The sequence below is a fragment of the Klebsiella sp. A-Nf5 genome, assembly GCF_002810545.1.
Taxonomy (GTDB): Bacteria; Pseudomonadota; Gammaproteobacteria; order Enterobacterales; family Enterobacteriaceae; genus Klebsiella; species Klebsiella variicola.
Genome location: NZ_PIOG01000120.1, coordinates 1 through 978 on the forward strand (window position 1 = coordinate 1; position 978 = coordinate 978).

A 978-nucleotide genomic window follows, 5' to 3' on the forward strand; every position below is an offset into this window, starting at 1 on the left:
TGCGTTTCAATATAAAATAGTGGAAAAAATGCTATACAAATACGTAGGGCATGAAGACCCAAACGAATTAATCAAAATTCTCAAGTTCTTCATCGAAGATGGAACCATCCGAGCCACCCGGCCGCACGAATTCAATGACCCTGCCGAATTCAAAGCCAAATTTAGTTTTGACGCCACGATACCGGAGAAGCGTGTTCGATATCATGAAATGTGGCCCGGCAAAAGCGACGATGACAGTGATAACTGGTTAAGAGGGCGAACCAAAAACGCCGAAGAGTTTGACGCCTATATGCTGCGCGGAAATCTGCTTTTGAATACCGGCGTGATATGCCTCACCAGAACTGACACTAATTACCTGATGTGGTCGCATTACGCCAGATCCCATTCTGGATTTTGCATAGGGTTTGATGACGCTATTGTGGAAGCGCTGGATGACCGACACACAGCGTTAAACGGTGATGTGGAGTACGTAAAATCGCCACCTGAAGTGAACTTCTATACCGCTGATGTTTACGACATTGTCAGAGCCATCTTTCTGCACAAGGGGGAGAGCTGGAAGTACGAAGAAGAATTTCGGATTGTCTCTGAACTGCCAGGGCTTAAAAAGTTCGATACCTCGCTCATCAAAGAGATTTCTATCGGATGTAAACCCTATCGAGAGCTGGAAAATTTTGCCCGCGAGTTGCTGGACAGCAATCTCGCCGTATACAAAATGCTTTGCCCGACTGACTCGTACCAACTGAAGCGTGTGGAACTGGACAAGAACCTTTCTTTTCAAGGTTACTAGTTCTGGCTGCTTCAATTAAGAGCCTGCTTCTCTAGATAAATACTAAGTTACTTATTATTATTTATATGGAAACAGGTTTTTTATACCAACTGTCCCAGACATATTCCCTTCCGTTTTCACTTCCAAAAACAGTCACTAGTCGCTATGATTTGCCAAGCAATAAGTAAGTAATTACCTATCGGTGGGGCATG

General features: G+C 44.2%; 1 protein-coding gene. It reads left to right on the forward strand.

The genetic code is table 11. The features are described from left to right. Nucleotides 1–787 (forward strand): DUF2971 domain-containing protein (locus CWM53_RS11800; RefSeq protein ID WP_227521708.1); only part of this gene is annotated, 787 nt, incomplete at its 5' end. Nucleotides 788–978 lie beyond the last annotated feature (191 nt).